Raw genomic sequence first — 17801 nt, forward strand, 5'->3', positions numbered from 1 at the left:
TTGGTGGCCCACCTCCCCCAGAATTTTTGCGTGCCGGTTTTGGCTCTAGTGGCTTTACTTTTTTTTTGCGTGCGCTTGGATTAACCCCCCCCCGGGGCCCCCCCGCGGTCACAAGTGGGGCGCACCGCCGTCGGGCGTGAGGAAAGGGGGACTACCTGGTGATGCCCGGGCCGCTTTTCTTTGCCGCCTGGCGCTCGGCGGCTTCCACCACGTTGGTCATCAGCAGCGCCACGGTCATGGGACCCACACCCCCGGGGTTCGGCGAAATCCAGCCCGCTACCTCGGCAGCGGCGGGCTCGATGTCGCCGTGGACGCGGCTCTTGCCCGTCTCGGGGTCGGTCTCGCGGGTGACGCCGACGTCGAGCACTGCCGCGCCCGGCTTCACGTCAGCAGCCTTGACGATGTGCTTCGCACCCGCCGCGCCTACGATGACGTCTGCTTGCCGCAGCAGCTCCGAAAGGTTCTCTGTGCCGGTGTGCGTCAGGGTCACCGTGGCGTTCACGGCGCGCCGGGTGAGCAGCAGCCCGATGGAACGGCCAATTGTCACACCGCGGCCCACCACCACAACGTGCTTGCCCTTGAGGCTGTAGCCGTTGCGTTCCAGGAGCTCGATGACGCCGCGGGGCGTGCACGGCAGCGGGGAGGTGATCTCGCCGTTGACGTTCAGCACCAGCCGGCCCAGGTTGGTCGGGTGCAGCCCGTCGGCGTCCTTCGCGGGATCGATGCGCTCGAGGATGGCATCGGTGTCCAGGTGCTTGGGCAGCGGCAGCTGCACGATGTAGCCGTGGCAGGAGGGGTCCGCATTGAGTTCGTCAATGAGGTCCTCCACCTGGGCCTGGGTGGCATCCGCCGGCAGTTCCCGCTGGATCGAGTTCATCCCGATTTCTTCGGACTGCTTGTGCTTCATGGACACATACAGTTGCGAGGCAGGATCCGCGCCCACAAGCACGGTGGCGATCCCGGGAGTAACGCCGGTTGCCTTCAGGGCCGCGACGCGCTCCGTCAGCTCGGACTTGATGGCGGCGGCGGCTGCTTTGCCGTCCAGGATCCGTGCGGTCTTCGTGTCAGTCATGGGTCACCACTGCTCGTGAGTCGGGTACAGCGGGAAGTCGGCGGCGAGCTTGTCCACGCGGGACTGCAGGGCCTCGACATCGGCACTGTTGCCGGCCTTCAGCGCGGTGGCAATGATCTCCGCCACCTCGGTGAACTCGGTGGCGCCGAAGCCGCGGGTAGCCAGGGCCGGGGTGCCGATGCGCAGGCCGGAGGTGACCATGGGCGGGCGGGGGTCGAACGGAACGGCGTTCCGGTTGACAGTGATGCCCACGGAGTGCAGGAGGTCCTCGGCCTGCTGGCCGTCCAGCTGGGAGTTGCGCAGGTCCACGAGGACCAGGTGCACGTCGGTGCCGCCGGTAAGGACGGAAACACCGGCCTCGGCGACGTCGGCCTGGTTGAGGCGGTCAGCGATGATCCTGGCGCCTTCGAGGACGCGCTCCTGGCGCTCCTTGAATTCCTCGGTGCCGGCGATCTTGAAGGCCACAGCCTTGGCTGCGATGACGTGCATCAGCGGGCCGCCCTGCTGGCCGGGGAAGACGTTGGAGTTCAGCTTCTTGGCCCACTCCTGCTTGGCCAGGATGACACCGGAGCGCGGACCGGCGAGGGTCTTGTGCACGGTGGAGGTGACGACGTCGGAGTAGGGCACCGGGCTCGGGTGCAGTCCGGCGGCAACCAGGCCGGCGAAGTGCGCCATGTCGGTCCAGAGCAGCGCGCCCACCTCGTCGGCGATGGAACGGAAGGCGGCGAAGTCCAGGTGGCGCGGGTAGGCCGACCAGCCGGCGATGATGACCTGGGGCTTCTCGGCGATGGCCTGCTCGCGGAGCTTGTCCATGTCCACGCGGAAGTTGTCTTCCTCCACTTGGTACGCGGCCACGTTGTAGAGCTTGCCGGAGAAGTTCAGCTTCATGCCGTGGGTCAGGTGGCCGCCGTGGGCGAGGGACAGGCCGAGGATTTTGTCGCCGGGGGTGATCATGGCGGAAAGGGCGGCAGCGTTGGCCTGGGCGCCGGAGTGCGGCTGGACGTTGGCGTACTCGGCGCCGAAGAGTGCCTTGACCCTGTCGATGGCCAACTGCTCGGCGACGTCGACGTATTCGCAGCCACCGTAGTAGCGGCGGCCCGGGTAGCCCTCGGCGTACTTGTTGGTGAGGACGGAGCCCTGGGCTTCCATCACGGCGCGGGGGGCGAAGTTCTCGGAGGCAATCATTTCCAGGGTGCCGCGCTGGCGGCCGAGCTCCTGGTCAAGTACTGCGGCGATTTCGGGGTCGAGCTCAGCCAGCGGCTGGTTGCTGACGGCGGTGGTTGAGGTGGCTGTAGTAGTCACGAAGAACTCCTGGCTAGGGATACGGGCACTGCTTAGGTCAGGCTACCGGCTGGCGCACTTTCATACCGCCTTGATGACAGCGTAAAAGCGCGGGCATGGCGCTGCAGTACTGACGGGGTGCAGCCCCAATGTCCGGCAAGACATGACCCTCGGCCCAGGCGTACGATCCGTGGTCTTCGTAATTGCCGCTCCCTGGTGGTTAGCCACCCAACGCCAGTTGCGACTCCTTCAGCGTACCAAATCCGCAGCGCCCTGCGCGGGTAGGCTTGTACGCGTGAAAGAAGAGCAGCTGAACCAAGCGTATGTAGTAACACTGTCCTGCCCGGACCGCCCGGGAATCGTCCACGCGGTGGCGGGAGCCCTGCTGGTGGCGGGGTGCAATATTACGGATTCGCAGCAGTACGGCAGCCCCGCCACGGGCAACTTTTTTATGCGGGTAGAGGTGACGACGCCGGCTGCCGCGTCAGAGCTTCGGGTTGCGTTGGAACCTGTGGTTGAGGCGTTCGGCATGCAGTGGAGCCTCAACGCGGTTGGGCAGAAGGTGCGGACTTTGGTGATGGCCAGCACGTCCGCCCACTGCCTCAACGACCTGCTGTTCCAGCAGCGCTCCGGGACGCTGCCCATCGAGATTCCGGCCATCGTGTCCAACCACCAGGACCTGGCCGGGCTGGCGGAGTTCTACGGCATCCCGTTCCACCACATTCCGGTTACCAAGGACACCAAGTCCCAGGCGGAGGACAAGCTGCGCGCGATCATGGCCGAACACGACGTTGAACTGACGGTCCTGGCCAGGTACATGCAAATTCTTTCGGACGAGCTCTGCACCGATCTGACCGGCAAGGCCATCAACATCCACCACTCCTTCCTGCCGTCCTTCAAGGGCGCCAAGCCGTACCACCAGGCGCACGCCCGCGGCGTCAAGCTGATCGGTGCCACGGCGCATTACGTGACAGCAGCCCTGGATGAGGGTCCGATCATCGAGCAGGAGGTCATCCGCGTGGACCACGCCCGCACGCCGGAGCAGTTCGTCCAGATGGGCCGGGACGTTGAAGGCCGCACCCTGGTTCAGGCCGTGCAGTGGCACGCAGAGCACCGGGTGCTGCTGGACGGCAACCGGACCGTCGTCTTCAACTGACGGCCGCTTTTAACTAAGGGTGTAATCAGCCTCAGGGAGGCGCGATGGAACCGGGGGCGGAGGACGGCGAGCGCCGCCTGGCCGACTTCTACAATTGGCGGGCCGCGTCCGGTACCGACCATCCGCCGTCGCGCAACCGCGTGAAGCAGCGCCAGCGCTTCATCGCCCTGCTGAAGGCAGAAAGGCGCCATTCCGTCCTCGAAGTCGGGACGGGGACGGGCCTGGACGGGTTGAAATTCGTTCAAGCGGGCATCCATTACACGGGAGTGGATCTCGCTGAGGGGCAGGTCCGGCTGGCCCGGGCCAGGGGCCTGGAGGTATCGGTGGCGAGCGCCCGGCGCCTGCCCTTCCCGGACGGCGCGTTTCCGGCGGTGTGGTCGATGAGCACGCTGCTGCACGTACCCGCCCGGGACATCGACGCCGTCCTCGGAGAGCTGGTGCGGGTCACTGCCCCAGGTGGGCTCATCGCCGTCGGCCTCTGGTCCGGTGACGATGAAGAGGGACTGAATCCGGAGGACGACGTCGAGCCCCGCTTTTTCAGCCGGCGCAGCGACGCGACGGTCAGGGAAGTCTTTGGGCGCCACGGCGCTGTCGAGGACTTTGTCACGTGGCCGGAAGGAACAGGCCCCGAGTCCGGCCCCGGCGCCGGGTACTGGACGCAGCACTACCAGTTCCTGGTCCTGCGCACCCCCTGATGTCCTAGGCTTGGGGCCATGGCTCCCCTGTACCCCTTCGCCGGAAACACCCCCACCGTCCACGGTTCCGCTTTTGTAGCGCCCACGGCGTCCATCATCGGCAACGCCACCTTGGCCGAGGACTCCAGCGCGTTCTACGGAGTCTCCGTCCGCGCCGACACTGCCGCAATTTCCGTCGGTGCGGGCAGCAACCTGCAGGACAACGTGGTGCTGCACGCGGACCCCGGCTTCCCCTGCACCGTGGGGCAACGGGTCAGCGTGGGGCACGCCGCCGTCGTGCATGGCTGCACAGTGGAGGACGACTGCCTGATCGGCATGGGCGCAACCGTCCTCAACGGCGCGGTAATCGGCGCCGGCTCCCTGGTGGCAGCCGGTGCCGTCGTCCTGGAGGGAACCGTCGTTCCGCCCCGCTCGCTGGTTGCCGGCGTGCCCGGCAAGGTCCGCCGCGAACTCACCGACGAGGAGTACGACGGCGTCCGGGCCAACGCGGCGCGCTACGTGGAGTTGGCCAGGGCGCACCGGGACCTGCACGCCTAATCCCCGTCCAGGCTCAGTCCAGGCTGATCGGCCCCATCTCGTCCAGCAGTTCGCCCGGCCCCGGGTTGCCGGCAGCGGAGGACCCGCCGAGGTGGTTCAGCACCCCCCACACAGCGTTCAGGCCTGTGGTCACGGCGCCTTCCGCCCAGCCGGCGGTGAAGGAGACGTCATCGCCAGCCAGGAAGATACCCCGCTGCGATTCAGGCAGGGTGTCCTGTTTGAAATGCGTGAACAGCCGCTGCTGGTAGCGGTAGTGCCCGGGCAAGTTGGCTTTGAAGGCACCCATAAAATTGGGATCGGCCTCCCAGGAGACCGTAATGGGCTGGCCCACGATGTGGCCCGCGATGTCCACCCCCGGGTAGATCTGCTCCAGCGAATGCAGCATCAATTCCACGCGCTCGTCGGCGTCCAGCGCCAGCCACTTCAGCGCGTCGTCGTTCCACGTGTAGGACAGCAGGATGACGGCGGGCTGCTCCGGCCCGTTGTCCAGGAGGTACGTTGCGCGGTTGAGCCGGTCCGTGAGCGTCATCGAGAGGACCTCGTTGCCGGTGTTCGGATCGATGTCCTTCCAGAACGGCCGGTCCACCATCACAAACGTTTTGGAGGACTGCATGTAGTGCGAGCGCTCGATGGCCGTCCATAGTTCGGCCGGGAACAGCGCCTCCTCAGTGTGGATCCGGGTGGACAGCAGCCAGGACTGGCAGGTGGTGACCACAGCAGGGTAGCTGGCTTCGCGCCCCCAGCGCTCACGGATCCGCAGCTTCCCGTCGGCGTCCCGGCTGATCCTTCCCACGGCCCCGCGCGGCGAGCCGGAGTGCAGCGAGGCCAGGGAGGTCCCTTCGGGCCAGTGGGCCATGCCCGACGGCGCGTGGTGCCACAGTGCCTCGGGGAGCCGCTGCGCTCCCCCGCGGATGAGCCGGTGCTGGTCGTCAGCGTCCGTGTACACAACCCGGAGGATTTCCAGGATGGAGTTGGGAAAGTCGGTGTCCCACCCGCCGGTGCCGAAGCCCACCTGGCCGAACGCTTCCCGGTGCGCAAACCCTGCCTTCTTGAAGGACTCGCTGGCGGCGATGAAACCGTAGAAGGTCTGCTCGTCCATCAGCGGCAGCAGCTCGTTCCAGAGCTCCTTAATGCGTGCCGTGTCCCTGGATCGGATGGCCTGCTGCATTTCGACAAACTGGGCGCCGTCATTCACGGCCGCCTTCCAGGCGTCCGCCACTTCGCGGAAGAACGGCGGAAGGTCGCCGGGCTTCTCCGCATAGTGCTTCTGGCCTGCCAGCTCAATGACCGTGCTGGACGTGACCGGGGACAGCGGGTTGGGGAACTCCTCCGTTTCCAGGCCGAGCAGGTCCACATAGTGGTAGAACGCCTTGCCGGATTCCGGGAAGCGCATGCCGCCAAGGTCCGCCACAACACCGGGTGCAGCGGGGAACGAAGCAGTGCGCAGGCGTCCGCCGATCCGGTCGGCTTCGTACACAACCGGCCGCAACCCCATCTTCATCAGCTCGTACGCCGTGACCAGCCCCGAAAGTCCCGCCCCGATGACGGCGACTTCAGTGCCCCGCAGTTCGGTCGGCACGGAACCCAGTCCGTCCGGGTGGGCGAGGTAGTGGTCGTAGCTGAACGGGAAGTCCGGGTTCAGCATGGTGATGGGACCTGCGGCGGCAGCGGGGGCCGACGCTGCAGTGGGAGTGGCTGATGTGCTGGACGGATCTGAGGCCGGCAGTTCGGTGGCGATAGTCATGGATGTTCTGCCTTCGTCGGTTCGGTAGCGGTAGTTTGCTGGGATGACAGTGGTGGTCCGGACAGCTCGCGGTATTCCTCGTTACTGAGTGCCGCCACCCGCGAGTTCCGGCGTCCGTAGCCAAAGTACGCTGCTATGCCCACCAGCATCCAGAGGGCGAAGACCACCCAGGTGTCTGCGCCGAGGTTCGCCATCAGGTAGGCGCACATCGCAGCACCAAGGATGGGAGTGAGCGGAAAGAGGGGCACACGGAAGGTCCGCTCCAGCTCCGGGCGGGTGCGGCGGAGGTAGATGACGGCGACATTCACAAGGGCGAACGCAAACAGGGTGCCGATGCTGGTGGCATCCGCGAGCGCCCCCAGCGGCACCAGCCCGGCGGTCAGCGCGACGGCGGTTCCCACCAGGAGCGTTCCGGCTATGGGGGTGCCGGTACGGCTGGAAACCCGGCCGAAGATTTTGGGGATGAGCCCGTCACGGGACATGGACAGCAGGATACGGGTCTGCCCGTAGAGCACCGTCAGGACGATGCTGGCGATGGCCAGCACCGCGCCCACTGCGAAGACGAGTGCGATCCATGGCTGGCCGGTGGTCTCTTCGAGGATCTTCACGAGGGCCGCCTCGGTACCGTCGAACCAGCCCCACGGCCGGGCGCCGATGGCGGCAACGGCCACCAGGACGTAGATGGTGGTGACAATCACCATTGACAACATGATGGCCCTGGGCAGGTGGCGCTTGGGGTTCCGCGCTTCCTCGCCTGCTGTGGAGGCGGCGTCGAACCCAATGTAGGAGAAGAACACCCGGGAGGCCGCGGCGGAGACACCGGCGGCGCCCATGGGCAACAGCGGCTCAAAGTTGCCGGCGTTGAACGCGGTGAAGGCCACGGCGCAGAAGAACAGCAGGATGCCCACCTTCACCACCACGATGGAGGTATTGATCCAGGCACTCTCCTTGGCGCCGCGCACCAGGAGGATGGTTGCCAGCACTACGATGACCATGGCCGGGATGTTCACCATCCCGCCGTCGCCCGGCGGCTGGGACACTGCATCAGGCAGGACGGACCCGAAGACGGCAAGCGTTTCATTCACGTACTGGCCGGCGCCGACGGCGACGGCGGCCACGGAAACGGCGTACTCCAGCACCAGGCACCAGCCGCAGATCCACGCCATGCCTTCGCCCATGGTGGCGTAGGTGTACGAATAGCTGGACCCGGCAACGGGCACTAGTCCCGCCATTTCCGCGTACGAAACCGCGGACAGCAGCGCGGCGAGGCCGGCGATCGCGAACGAAATCCAGATGGCGGGCCCGGCCAGCGGAACCGATTCGCCCAGAATCACCAGGATGCCGGTGCCCAGGGTTGCCCCCACGGAGATCATGGTCAGCTGCAGGACCCCGAAGCTGCGGACCAGGCGCGGACCGCCATTGTTGCTTTCTGCCTCGCTGATCATCTGCGCGATGGGTTTGCGCCGCAGCAGCTGGGCGCCCAGGGCCGGACGGGGCGCTGTTCCGGCGGTGCTGTCCGGGGCCGGGCCGGAGAGTGTAGGCACAGTCATCGTTGACGTCCGTTCTGTCGTTGGCTGGTTGAGCTGGTTTTCCTTCACCCACAGTAGGCGTGTGAGCCGCATCTCAGGGAGTGCAAAGTGACCTATAGTGTTCACCCATGAGACGTAATGCACCAGCCGCCGCTGGTAGTCCGGACCAGCTGGACGCCGTGACGCTCGGACAGTTCCTCGATGCCTTGCCTACCGAGGTGACAGTTGTGCACGACGCCGGAAACGGCCAGGTGCCTCTGCGGTGGGTGGAGCCGAGCGAATTGGAGGACCCCACCCCCTACCTGCTGGACGGCGAGTTTGTCCTCACCGCCGGCATGCCCTTCCGGGACGGCGGACACGACGGCGCCGGCACGCGCGGGGGCCAAAACGCCGCACGGGTGGAGGCGTATGTCCGCCGGCTGGTGGACGCAGGAGTTGCCGCGCTGGGCTTCGGCCTGCAGCCCTATTACGACGCCGTCCCGGACCATGTGCTGACAGCCTGCCGGAAGCAGGGACTCACCTTGGTGGAGGTGCCTGCCAGCGTGCCGTTTGCCGCTTTGGGTCTGGAATTCTCCAAGCTGCTGGAGTCCGGGAACGCCCAGGTTTTCCGGCAATTGGCGGAGACGAACAGGCATCTCATGCGGGCTGTCCTTTCGGCCCGGCCGGAGCACGAACTGCTGGCCGCGCTGGCCCAGCGCGTCCCGGTGTGGGCGGTCCTGTTCGGGGCCGACGGACGCGTGCGTGCCCGGGCGGGTGCCGCCGTCGACCCTTCCCGACTCCAGCCCCTCCTCAACAAGCTCCTGAGCGGAACCGGTCCCCGCGTGGAAACCGAAACGCTTGCGGCCCCCAGCTCGGCACTGGCCTTCGGCCACCCACTCCGGAGCACTAAGGACGCCACCCTGGGCGGGCTGGTGCTCGGTGCCGACAAAGCCCTTACCCCCGCCCAGAACAGTGTGGTTTCTTCTGTCGTTGGCCTTCTGGAACTGCTGGTCCGCCAACGCACCAGCGGGTCCCTGGCCCCCAGCCAACTGGCCACCGCCCTCCTGCTCCATCCCGAAACGCTCGCCGGCGGCAACACCCGGCAGCTGAACGGCCTGAAGGATCTGTTGGCGCAAAGTGTCGCGGGAACACGGTCCGGGCAGGTCCGTGTGGTCCAGGGCGTTCGGGCGGCAGTTGCACCCGCTGCCGACGACGGGCCGGTCCGGGAACTGCTGCAGTGGCGCCGGCTGTTCGACAGCAAAATGGTGGAGCTGACCGACTACGGCTTCGCGGCGGTGACCCGGCTGAAGGTGGATGACCAGCTGGTGGCCGAAGTGGAGCACCTCGGCTGGCGGCTGGTGGTGGGCGAGCCCACCGAGCTGTCCGGCCTGCCGGAGGCCTACCGGCGCGCCTCTTCGCTCCGGTCCCGGGTATCCGCGACGGGCAAAAGCGCCCGCGTCGAGGAGGTGACCTGGTCCGTGACCGGGCTGCTGGGCAGGGAGGCCGGCAGCATGCTGGCGGCCAGGATCCTGGCGCCGGTCCTTGAGCTGGAGCCCGAACGCCGTGACGCCCAGCTCCGGGTTCTCCGGTCCTGGCTGGCGGCCAACGGAAGCTGGGACGCCACGGCCAAGGAGTTGGGCATCCATCGGAACAGTGTTCGGCGGCAGGTCACTGCCGTCGCGGAACTGTTGGCCCTGGACCTTGGCCTGGCCCAGTCACGGGCAGAGCTGTGGATTGCTCTGCAGTACGTGGATGGGCCTGCAACGGAAAACTCTCAGGCGCCCCAGGAACGGTAGAGATCCGGCCGCCGTTCGGCGAGGTACGGGACCTCGCCCCGGGCCTTCTCTGCGGAGCCGTCGTCCAACTCCGCAAAAAGGAGCTGTGTTTCCCCGCCGGCCGCGGCCAGCAACCTTCCGTCCGGCCCGGCAATCACGCTGCCGCCAAGGAACCTGCAGTCCTCTTCGACACCGGAGTGGTTGGCGTAGGCAATGGCCAGCTGGCTTTCCAGTGCGCGCGCACGCAGCAGCACCTGCGGAACGTCGTCAAACCCGTGCGCCAAGGCGGTGGGTACCAGGAGCAGTTCGGCTCCGGCCACGGCCGCGGCCCGCACGGCTTCAGGGAATTCGACGTCGTAGCAGATCACTATTGACGTGGGCACCCCATTGAAATTCACGACGGCGGGAGGCTGGGACGCTGGGCTGAAGGCCGCGCGTTCGTCAGGACCAAAGAGGTGCACCTTCGAGTAACCGAGCAGGCTGTTGCCTTCGGCATCGAGAAGGGTGGCGCTGATGTGCCACTCCCCCTGCCCGGTGATTTGGGGAAGGCTGTATACGAGGCCGATCTGATGGAGCCGCGCGATGTCGGCAAGCTTCCCGTGCAGCTCGGGCAGGCGGGCGGGATCCAGTTCCGCCCGGACCCTGCGGGGTGCGTAACCCACGGGAAAGAGTTCGGGTGTCACCAGGACGGCGGCGCCGGCGGCGGCAGCGGCTGCTGCGGCTGCATCGATGGCGGCACAGTTGGCGTCCATGTCCATCACCACAGCGTTGGCCTGCAGGAGTGCCAGCAACACAGCGTCCACCTTCCGTCGTCGGACCGGCCCCCACGAGAAGGCCCAGGAACAAGACTAGCCACGGCGTGTCCGGGTGGGCGGGGGCCATTTGCACCGCTTCGCCGCTCGCCGAGGGCGGATCATCCCAAGTCCTCCGTCGATGCTTCCCCGGCCCCGTTGCGTTAACTTCTTGACTACAAGACTTCCCATGAGGCACTCTTTCAAGCATGCCCGCAACTTCGCGCTCAACGAGGAGCAAACCCAAAAATCCCGGCTCGCAATCCGCCCTGCGGCAATTGAACCAGCAACGGATCATCGAGACGCTGATGGGTGGGCCTTCCACGCAGGCTGAACTGGCCCGGCAGACCGGGCTCTCCACGGCGACGGTCTCCAATATCGTCAGGATCATGCTCGATTCAGGCCTGGCATCCACAGAGCCCATCACCAGCTCCGGCCGGCGGGCGCTGAACGTCAGGCTTAACAGCAACGGCGCGGTGGCTGTAGGAATTGACTTCGGCCGAAGGCACCTGCGGGTCGTCTTGGCCTCGCTGAGCTATCACATCATCGCCGAGGAATCTGTCACCTTGCCGCTTGGCCACCAGGCCGAGGAAGGCATCCAGGCGGCGGTGCTCCTGCTCGACAAACTCCTGGACGAAAACGGCATCGCGCGGACTGCAGTGGTGGGGGCCGGCGTCGGAATTCCCGGACCAATAGACCGGCGAACCGGGACCGTGGCGCAGGGGGCAATCCTTCCGGAATGGGTGGGGATCAACATCCTCCAGCACCTGGAGGAGCGGCTGAAAATCCCCGTCTTTGTTGATAACGATGCCAACTTGGGCGCCTGGTCGGAGGTGACGTGGGGGCAGCACACGGGCGTCAGCAACCTGCTGTTCTTGAAGATTGGGTCAGGTATCGGTGCCGGCCTCATCCTGAACGGGGCGCCCTATTACGGCAACGTGGGGATCACCGGCGAAATCGGCCATGCCACCATCCATGAACAGGGGCTCGTGTGCCGCTGCGGCAACCGCGGCTGCCTCGAGACCATCGCTTCCACCACCACCATGATCGAGCTCCTGAGCCGCGGCGAGGACCGGCCGCTGACCCCTGCGGACATCGTGCGCAAGGCCCTGGCCAGGGACTCGGCCACCCTTCGGGTACTCGACGACGCGGGGCTCGCCGTCGGCCGCGCGCTCGGCAATGTCGCGAATCTGATCAACCCCGAAGTGATAGTGGTGGGCGGGCCGCTCGCCGGCCTCGGGAACCTCCTCCTGGATCCCATCAAGCGGGGCCTGGTCAGGCATGCGGTGCCCGTGATCGGCGAGACCACAGCGTTGGCCATGTCCTCCCTGGGCGACCGGGCGGAGGCCCTGGGAGCGGCGGCGCTGGTGTTCCAACACGCAGGCATCCGGAAGACCTAGACCGTTTCGTTATCCGGGATATGCGTTAAAGACTTGACGACAACCGACGTGATCCAGTTTACTTTTGCTTCAGACGGCCCTGCGCTTTGCCGGCCGGACAAAGAAGTCATTGCATTGGAGGGTTAGGGCATATGACGTCCCAGACCACGCAAAAAGACCCGATCATCCTCGAGATGCGGTCCATCACCAAGGAATTCCCCGGCGTTAAAGCGTTGGCCGATGTGAACCTCAGGGTGAAGGCCGGCGAGATCCACGCCATCTGCGGCGAGAACGGCGCAGGCAAGTCCACCCTGATGAAGGTCCTCTCGGGCGTTTACCCCTACGGCAGCTACGACGGCGACATCGTCTACCAGAACCAGGTCCAGCAGTTCCGAGACATCCGGGCCAGCGAACATGCGGGCATCGTGATCATCCACCAGGAACTCGCTCTGATCCCGGAGCTCTCCATAATGGAGAACATCTTCCTCGGCAACGAGCCCACCAAGCGCGGCGTGATCAACTGGGCAGAAGCCCGGCTGCGTTCCCTGGACCTGTTGGCCCGCGTGGGCCTGCGCGAGGACCCGGACACCCCCATCAAGGAAATCGGCGTCGGCAAGCAGCAGCTTGTGGAAATTGCCAAAGCCCTGAACAAGTCCGTGAAGATCCTCATCCTGGACGAGCCCACGGCGGCGCTGAATGAGTCCGATTCCCAGCACCTGCTGGACCTGATGCTTGGCCTGAAGGCGAAGGGCATCACGTCCATCATCATTTCGCACAAGCTCAACGAGATCGAACAGATCGCCGATTCCATCACCATCATCCGTGACGGCAAATCCATCGAGACCCTGGACGTCAAAGCCGACGGCGTGGACGAGGACCGCATCATCAAAGGCATGGTGGGCCGCACCCTCGAATCCCGTTTCCCGGACCACACGCCGAAAATCGGCGAGGTGTTCTTCGAGGTCAAGGACTGGACCGTGGCCCACCCGAACGTCCAGGACCGGCTGGTGTGCAAAAACTCGAACTTCTTCGTCCGCCGCGGTGAAATCGTGGGCTTCGCCGGCCTGATGGGTGCAGGACGCACCGAGCTGGCCCGGTCCGTGTTTGGCCGGTCCTACGGCAAGTTCATCAACGGCCAGGTCTACAAGGACGGCAAGCCGGTGACCCTCAAGTCCGTCCGGCAGGCCATCGACGCCGGGCTGGGCTACGTCACCGAGGACCGCAAGTCGCTGGGACTGAACCTGCTGGACGACATCAAAACCACCACGGTGGCCGCCAACCTGCGCAAGATCAGCCACAACTCAGTGGTGGACCCGAACCAGGAATTCACCGTTGCGGAGCAGTACCGCAAGTCGCTGCGGACCAAGACCCCGTCGGTGGAGGAAGGTGTGGCCAAGCTTTCCGGCGGCAACCAGCAGAAAGTGGTCCTGGCCAAATGGATGTTCACCGACCCGGACCTTTTGATCCTGGATGAACCGACCCGCGGCATTGACGTCGGGGCCAAGTACGAGATCTACGGCATCATCCAGCAACTGGCCAACCAGGGGAAGGGTGTGATCGTCATTTCCTCGGAGCTGCCCGAGCTCCTGGGCCTCTCCGACCGGATCTACACGATTTTCGAAGGCGCCATCACCGGTGTCCTGGACAAAGACGAGGCCAGCCAGGAAAGCCTGATGAAACTGATGACCTCCGCCCGCAAAGCCGCCTGACCCCTGGATCACCCAGAACCTTCCGGACACAAGGACTGACACAATGAACGCCCTCAAGAAGCTCTTTGGCGGAAACACCCGCCAATTCGGCATGATCTTCGCCCTGGTGGCCCTGATCGTCTTCTTCCAAATCGCCACCGACGGCCGCACCCTCACCCCCGGCAACGTCATCAACCTCTTCAACGGCAACTCCTACATCCTGATCCTGGCGATCGGCATGGTGCTGGTAATCATCGCAGGACACATCGACCTCTCCGTCGGTTCCGTCGCCGCCTTTGTAGGTGTCACCGTGGCCCTGGCCATGCGTGACTGGGGAATCCCCTGGTGGGCCGGTGTCCTGCTGGGCCTGGCCCTCGGCGCGGTGATCGGCGCGTGGCAGGGCTGGTGGACCGCCTACGTTGGCATACCGGCGTTCATCGTCACCCTGGCCGGCATGCTCCTGTTCCGCGGCTTCAACCAATTCGTCGGCAAGTCCAACACCATCCCGGTGCCCGCAGATTTCCAGTTCCTCGGATCGGGCTACCTCCCCGAGGTTGGCCCCGACACCGGGTTCAACAACCTCACGCTGTTGCTGGGCATCGCCGCCGCGGCATTCGTCGTGTGGGGCGAGCTTCGCTCCCGCGCCCGCGCCAAGGCACTCGGGGCTGAGGTTCCGGAAATGTGGGTCACCGCGCTGAAGCTGGTCCTGGTCTGCGGCGCCATTCTCTACGCCACCTACCTGTTCGCCACGGGCCGCCCGGGAACCTCCTTCCCCATCCCCGGCCTGATCCTCGCGGTCCTGGTGCTGCTCTACGGCTTTGTCGCCTCCCGCACCATCCTTGGCCGCCACGTCTACGCCGTCGGTGGCAACCGCCACGCGGCCGAACTATCCGGTGTCCAGTCCAAGAAGGTCAACTTCCTGGTCATGATGAACATGTCCATCCTGGCCGGCCTGGCCGGCATGATCTTCGTGGGCCGCTCCACCGCATCAGGCCCGTTCGACGGCGTGGGCTGGGAACTGGACGCCATCGCGGCTGTCTTCATCGGCGGCGCTGCCGTTACCGGCGGCGTGGGCACCGTCGTCGGCTCCATCATCGGTGGCCTGGTGATGGCTGTGCTGAACAACGGCCTGCAGCTCCTCGGCGTCGGTGCCGACCTCACCCAGATCATCAAGGGCCTGGTGCTCCTGATCGCCGTGGCCTTCGACGTCTACAACAAGAGCCAGGGCAAGAAATCCATTATCGGCCTGCTCACCAGGAACATGGGCCGTCCTTCCGGCGGCCCCAGCAACCCGAACCAGCCCGACGAAACCACCTCCACCAAGGAAGCGATCGCCAGGGAAGCCTGAGCTTTGCAGCCTGAATAGCGTTACACCACCACAAAGAGAGAGAACCAACTATGCGAATGATTGGTAAAGCAGGAAAGGCCGCAGCGGTTGCTGCCATCGCAGCACTGGCGCTGACGGGCTGTGGCCGCTCCGAGCCCAGCACGGGCGGCGGAACCGCGGGCGCAGGAGGGTTCGAACAGAACTCCTCCATCGGCGTCGCACTCCCCCAGAAGACCAGTGAAAACTGGGTCCTGGCGGAGAAGCTGTTCAACGACGGCCTCAACGGGGCGGGGTTCAAAGCTGACGTGCAGTTCGCCAACGGCGGCGTGTCCGAGCAGCAGAACCAGATCAGCGCCATGGTCACCAAGGGTGCCAAGGTCATCATCGTCGGCGCCATCGACGGCTCGCAGCTGGGCACCCAGCTCAAGCAGGCCAAGGACGCCGGCGCCACCATCATCGCCTATGACCGGCTGCTGCTGAACACCGAGAACGTGGACTACTACGTGGCCTACGACAACTTCAAGGTGGGCGTGCTCCAGGGCCAGGCACTGCTCGAAGGCATGCAGGCCAAGAAGGCAAGCGGCCCGTACAACGTTGAACTGTTCGCAGGCTCCCCGGACGATGCCAACGCCAAGGTCTTCTTCGACGGCGCCATGAGCGTCCTGAAGCCGAAGATTGACGACGGCACCCTCAAGGTAGTGTCCGGACAGACCAGCTTTGAACAGGCCGTAACCCAAGGCTGGAAGGCTGAAAACGCCCAGCGACGCGCTGACACCCTGCTCACCGGCAGCTACACCACCGAGTCCCTGGACGGCGTCCTTTCCCCGAACGACACCCTGGCCCGTGCAGTCCTGACCTCCGTCAGGGCAGCGGGCAAGCCGCTCCCGGTTGTCACCGGACAGGACTCGGAGGTTGAGTCGGTCAAGTCCATCATGGCCAACGAGCAGTACTCCACCATCAATAAGGACACCCGCAAGCTCGTTGAGCACGCCATCACCATGGTGAAGGATCTCCAGGCCGGCAAGGAACTGGAAATCAACGACAAGGACTCCTACAACAACGGCGTCAAGACCGTCCCGGCCTACCTGCTGGAGCCGGTTATCGTCACCGCTGCCAACGTGAAGACGGCCTACGTGGACGATCCGGTTCTCGGACCGATCACCAAGTAAGCAATCTGATCAGTGAAAACCCGGCCCCCGCGTTGCGGGGCCGGGTTTTTCTGCGCATGCGGTCCGGCGCTTCCTTGGTGTGCTGTCCGGGACAAAGCTGTCAAGAGGTCTTCACAGTCCAAACACAGCTTCGGCCGGGATCCGGCACAGGATGGCGCACGAGAGTGGTTCCGAAGCCCGCCTCCCCGGCTGGCACCGGAACCATAGGAGTAACGTGAGCGTCCTTGCCCGCAGTGTAGGCAACGCCTTCAGAAACAAGGTCCGCACGGCAGCCGTTGTTGCCGTGCTGGCTGTTGCGATCGGCCTGGCCCTGGCCATGCTGGTGGCCAACCAGGCTGTCGCCGCCAAAGTCCAGGAGCTCAACGCCTCCGTCGGCACCGTCCTGACCGTCAACCCCGCCGGCGGGCAGGGCTTCGAAGGCGGAGGCGAACCCCTCACGGCCGAGCAGGCCGCAACTGCCGCCGCCGTGCCCAACGTCAGTGCCGTCGTCGGGACCCAGTCCCTCCGCCTCCGCAACGCCACCGAGGCCGCCGCCCAAGCCACCTCCGGAACCGGCGCAGGCCCCGGTGGCGGGCAGGGCGGTCCCGCCGGACAGGCCACGGCAACCCTGTCCACCAGCCTGACCGCCGCCGTCGACGCCGGGACGCTTGGGGGCCGCAACCAGGCGGCCACCGGCACTACCGGAGCCACCGCCACCCAGCCCGTCCGGTCATTGCCGATCACCGCTACCGGTATCGGCGCCGAAGTGGACACCACCGGCAAGGCGCTGACCATCACCGAGGGCACGGGCCTGGGCGACTACACCGCGGAGTCCGCCAGCGCCCTGCTCGGAACCACGCTGGCTGAGAATAACAGCCTCACGGTGGGCTCCACCTTCACCATCAACGACCAGACGTACACAGTGGCTGGCCTGTTCGACGCCGGAACCACCTTCGGCAACAACGCCGCCTACCTCACGCTCCCCACAGCCCAGACCCTCGCCGGGCTACCGGGCGAACTCGCCAGCATGATCGTCACCGTGGACTCACTGGAGAACGTCGAATCCACCAAGACCGCTCTGCAGTCCGCACTCGGCACCGACAAGGCGGACGTCACCCAGGGGCAGAACCTCGAAACGGCCGTCACCTCACTGGGCAGCGTCAAGAACATCTCCTTCATCGCCTTTATCGCAGCCCTCGGCACGGCGGGCCTGATCATCCTCCTGATCATGGTGATGCTGGTCCGCGAACGCCGTCGCGAAATCGGTGTCCTCAAGGCCATCGGCGCCCCCAACCGGACCATTGGCCTGCAGTTCGTCCTCGAAGCCCTGGTCCTGGCAGCCCTGGGCAGCGCAGCAGGCGCCGCCATCGCCTCGTTCGCCAGCGGCGGGATCGCCTCTGCACTGATCAGCACCAACAGCACCAGTACGACGGCGGCACCCACCACGGGCCGCGGGGCGGCGATGGCCGGGGCTGCCGGCGGCGCCGGAATGCCTGGCGGTGCCGGCTTCCCTGGCGGCGGCCAGGGCGGACCCTTCGGCGGAGCGTCCCAACTGCTCACCTCTGTCACGGCCAGCGCCTCTCCCGGCGTCATTGCCGCCGGCGTCGGTGCCGTGTTCGGCGTCGCCATCATCGGCGCACTCGTCCCGGCGCTGCTCACAGCACGCATCCGCCCCATCGAAGTCCTGCGAGGAGAATAAC

General features: G+C 65.8%; 14 protein-coding genes. 9 read left to right on the forward strand and 5 right to left on the reverse strand.

Annotated elements, in window-relative coordinates:
* Nucleotides 1-151 precede the first annotated feature (151 nt).
* The gene (locus ACFVYC_RS11875; RefSeq protein ID WP_387550050.1) at nucleotides 152-1072 is read right to left on the reverse strand and encodes a bifunctional methylenetetrahydrofolate dehydrogenase/methenyltetrahydrofolate cyclohydrolase; all 921 of its coding nucleotides are present in this window, start codon (nucleotides 1070-1072) and stop codon (nucleotides 152-154) included.
* 3 nt (nucleotides 1073-1075) lie between these two features.
* Nucleotides 1076-2374 (reverse strand): serine hydroxymethyltransferase, encoded by a 1299-nt coding sequence (glyA, locus tag ACFVYC_RS11880; RefSeq protein ID WP_387550051.1) that lies wholly within the window; start codon nucleotides 2372-2374, stop codon nucleotides 1076-1078.
* Nucleotides 2375-2648: 274 nt separating this feature from the next.
* On the opposite strand from glyA, the gene purU reads away from it, so the two are divergent.
* The 3 genes from purU to ACFVYC_RS11895 are packed head-to-tail and all read left to right on the forward strand — an operon-like array spanning nucleotide 2649 to nucleotide 4741.
* Nucleotides 2649-3509, forward strand: coding sequence for a formyltetrahydrofolate deformylase (gene purU / locus ACFVYC_RS11885; RefSeq protein WP_387550053.1), 861 nt, complete (start codon nucleotides 2649-2651; stop codon nucleotides 3507-3509).
* Nucleotides 3510-3553: 44 nt separating this feature from the next.
* Nucleotides 3554-4204, forward strand: coding sequence for a class I SAM-dependent methyltransferase (locus ACFVYC_RS11890; RefSeq protein WP_387550055.1), 651 nt, complete (start codon nucleotides 3554-3556; stop codon nucleotides 4202-4204).
* Nucleotides 4205-4222: 18 nt separating this feature from the next.
* The gene (locus ACFVYC_RS11895) at nucleotides 4223-4741 is read left to right on the forward strand and encodes a gamma carbonic anhydrase family protein (protein WP_387550056.1); all 519 of its coding nucleotides are present in this window, start codon (nucleotides 4223-4225) and stop codon (nucleotides 4739-4741) included.
* A gap of 13 nt (nucleotides 4742-4754) precedes the next feature.
* Here ACFVYC_RS11895 and ACFVYC_RS11900 read toward each other — a convergent pair whose 3' ends face one another.
* Entirely contained in the window at nucleotides 4755-6485 is a 1731-nt protein-coding gene (locus tag ACFVYC_RS11900; RefSeq protein WP_387550058.1) for a flavin monoamine oxidase family protein, read from the reverse strand.
* Nucleotides 6482-8035, reverse strand: coding sequence for an amino acid permease (locus ACFVYC_RS11905; RefSeq protein ID WP_387550060.1), 1554 nt, complete (start codon nucleotides 8033-8035; stop codon nucleotides 6482-6484). The genes ACFVYC_RS11900 and ACFVYC_RS11905 overlap by 4 nt, the downstream gene beginning before the upstream one ends.
* 107 nt (nucleotides 8036-8142) lie before the next feature.
* Between ACFVYC_RS11905 and ACFVYC_RS11910 the strand changes: the two genes are divergently transcribed.
* The gene (locus tag ACFVYC_RS11910) at nucleotides 8143-9789 is read left to right on the forward strand and encodes a PucR family transcriptional regulator ligand-binding domain-containing protein (protein WP_387550061.1); all 1647 of its coding nucleotides are present in this window, start codon (nucleotides 8143-8145) and stop codon (nucleotides 9787-9789) included.
* Here the strand turns inward: ACFVYC_RS11910 and ACFVYC_RS11915 are convergent.
* Nucleotides 9768-10562 (reverse strand): nitrilase-related carbon-nitrogen hydrolase, encoded by a 795-nt coding sequence (locus tag ACFVYC_RS11915; RefSeq protein WP_387550063.1) that lies wholly within the window; start codon nucleotides 10560-10562, stop codon nucleotides 9768-9770. The genes ACFVYC_RS11910 and ACFVYC_RS11915 overlap by 22 nt on opposite strands.
* 206 nt (nucleotides 10563-10768) lie before the next feature.
* Here ACFVYC_RS11915 and ACFVYC_RS11920 point away from each other — a divergent pair, with 206 nt between their 5' ends.
* The 5 genes from ACFVYC_RS11920 to ACFVYC_RS11940 all read left to right on the forward strand — a co-directional run bounded on the left by ACFVYC_RS11920 (nucleotide 10769) and on the right by ACFVYC_RS11940 (nucleotide 17800).
* Nucleotides 10769-11959, forward strand: coding sequence for an ROK family transcriptional regulator (locus ACFVYC_RS11920; protein ID WP_387550065.1), 1191 nt, complete (start codon nucleotides 10769-10771; stop codon nucleotides 11957-11959).
* Between the two features lie 131 nt (nucleotides 11960-12090).
* Nucleotides 12091-13647, forward strand: coding sequence for a multiple monosaccharide ABC transporter ATP-binding protein (gene mmsA / locus ACFVYC_RS11925; RefSeq protein ID WP_387550067.1), 1557 nt, complete (start codon nucleotides 12091-12093; stop codon nucleotides 13645-13647).
* Nucleotides 13648-13690: 43 nt separating this feature from the next.
* A complete protein-coding gene (gene mmsB / locus ACFVYC_RS11930) occupies nucleotides 13691-14974 on the forward strand; it encodes a multiple monosaccharide ABC transporter permease (protein ID WP_387550069.1) in 1284 nt (427 codons plus the stop codon).
* A 50-nt stretch (nucleotides 14975-15024) separates the two neighbouring features.
* Nucleotides 15025-16122: a substrate-binding domain-containing protein gene (locus tag ACFVYC_RS11935; RefSeq protein ID WP_387550071.1), complete on the forward strand. Its 1098-nt coding sequence runs from the start codon at nucleotides 15025-15027 to the stop codon at nucleotides 16120-16122.
* 214 nt (nucleotides 16123-16336) lie between these two features.
* Nucleotides 16337-17800, forward strand: coding sequence for an ABC transporter permease (locus tag ACFVYC_RS11940; protein WP_387550073.1), 1464 nt, complete (start codon nucleotides 16337-16339; stop codon nucleotides 17798-17800).
* Nucleotide 17801: the final 1 nt, after the last annotated feature.

This window comes from Pseudarthrobacter sp. NPDC058329 (assembly GCF_042879835.1).
Lineage (GTDB): Bacteria > Actinomycetota > Actinomycetes > Actinomycetales > Micrococcaceae > Arthrobacter.